2 protein-coding genes are annotated in these 2,038 nt (G+C 67.0%); both read left to right on the forward strand.

From position 1 onward, the window contains the following. Positions 1-106: 106 nt before the first annotated feature. Positions 107-1,057 (forward strand): carbohydrate ABC transporter permease, encoded by a 951-nt coding sequence (locus J5V16_RS02915; RefSeq protein ID WP_208494475.1) that lies wholly within the window; start codon positions 107-109, stop codon positions 1,055-1,057. A 1-nt stretch (position 1,058) separates the two neighbouring features. Beyond that, positions 1,059-1,868, forward strand: a complete 810-nt coding sequence (locus J5V16_RS02920; protein ID WP_208494476.1) for a carbohydrate ABC transporter permease — start codon at positions 1,059-1,061, stop codon at positions 1,866-1,868. Positions 1,869-2,038: the final 170 nt, after the last annotated feature.

The raw sequence follows: 2,038 nt of genomic DNA on the forward strand, positions 1-2,038 counted from the left end.
GGCCGCCGGGGCGGCGGTTTCCCGGGCGGGGGGTGTATTGGGCGGGGCGGGCGGCCCGCCCCGGGGGGGGCCCCCCGACCGGCGACCGGATCGGAGCAATACTCGAATGACCACGCTCACCACAAGAACCGCAGCGGCGCCGACGACGCCCGCGCCCGAGACCGCGAAGCCGAAACGGCGCGGTGCCCACTGGGCGGCGATCGCGTTCGTCATCCCGCTGGTGCTCTACCTCCTCCTCTTCTACGCCTACCCGCTCGTCCAGAACTTGACGATGAGCCTGCACCGTTTCGACCGCGGCACCTTCATCAGCGGCGGCGCCCCGTTCGTCGGCCTCGAGATCTACCGAGCCGTGTTCGCGCACCCGCAGTTCTGGACGATCGTGTGGCAGACGACGGTGTTCACCGCCGTCTCGCTCGCCTTCCAATACCTGATCGGGCTGACGATCGCGGTGTTCTTCCACCGCGGCGGGTTCCGGCTCGCCGCGCCGCTCCGCGGCATGTTCCTCGTCCCGTGGCTCCTGCCCGTCATCGTCTCGGGCACCACCTGGCAGTGGATGATGAACCCGGACGCCGGGCTCCTCAACTCGTTCCTCGGCCTGTTCGGCGCCGATCCGGTGTGGTGGCTCAGCGCCGACAACGCCCTCATGTCCGTGGCGATCGCGAACATCTGGCTGGGCATCCCGTTCAACCTCGTGATCCTCTACTCGGGACTCCAGGGCATCCCGAAGGAGCTGTACGAGGCCGCGTCGATGGACGGCGCCACCCCCTGGCAGCAGTTCTGGCGCATCACCCTCCCGATGCTGCGACCGGTCACGCTCATCACGCTGCTCCTCGGCCTGGTGTACACACTCAAGGTCGTCGACATCATCTGGATCATGACGATGGGAACCGGCACGTCCCAGACGCTCGCCACCTGGGCGTACGGCATGTCGGTCGGCAAGGGGGCCTCAGGGGTCATCCGCTACTCCGAAGCCTCGGCGGTCGGGACGATACTGCTGCTGGCCGCACTCGCCTTCGGGTTGATCTACATCGCAGCCCAACGGAAGCAGGAGCACTGACATGTCTCGCACCTGGTGGAAGAATCCCATTGCGCTCGTCATGACCGCGCTCATGCTCTTCCCTCTCTATTGGATGCTCAACGTCTCGTTCACGAAACGCGAGAGCATTCGCGGCGGTGACCTCGCGCCGGTCGACTTCACCTTCGACCACTACGCCGTCGTCTTCCGCGACCAGCTGCCGTACCTCGGCACCAGCCTCGTGATCGGCGTCGGAACCGTGGTGCTCACCCTCGCGATAGCGGCACCGGCCTCCTTCGCGCTCGCCAGCATGGCCGTGCCCGGAGGCCGCTTCATCGGTTTCGCGCTGATCGTGGCGCAGATGGTTCCGGCCGTGGTCATGTCGCTCGGCCTGTACTCGATCTACAACACGGTCGGGTTGCTCGACACCCTTCCGGGCCTGATCCTGGCGGACTCCACGATCGCGGTCCCCTTCGCAGTCCTCCTCTTGACCGCGTTCATGGCGGGCATTCCCCGCGAGCTGCTCCAAGCGGCTCAGATCGACGGCGCCTCGCACTGGCGAACGTTCCGTTCGATCGTCCTGCCGGTCTCCCGGAACGCGATCATCACTTCGGCGCTGTTCGCGTTCCTGTGGGCATGGTCGGACTTCATCTTCGCCTCGACGCTCAACCGCGAGGGCGGCCTGCTCCGACCGATCACGATGGGGATCTACAACTACATCGGCGCCCAGAACCAGGAATGGGGCCCCATGATGGCGACCGCGGTGGTCGCTTCGATCCCGGCGGCGGTGCTGCTCGTGGTGGCACAGAAGTACGTGGCGGCCGGCGTGACGGCCGGCGCCGTCAAGAACTAGTGGAAACGAGTGACAACCTGATGAACGCCTTCGAGTCCACTGCGGACGCCATCACCTGGCGCGGCGACGGCGAGACGCTCGTCGTGCAGGCCTGGGGCCGCGATTCGCTGCGCGTGCGGAGCACCCGCGCGGGGGAGGTGCTCGACACCGACTTCGCCCTCCTCGAACCC

The organism is Glycomyces niveus (assembly GCF_017592475.1).
Classification (GTDB): domain Bacteria; phylum Actinomycetota; class Actinomycetes; order Mycobacteriales; family Micromonosporaceae; genus Glycomyces; species Glycomyces niveus.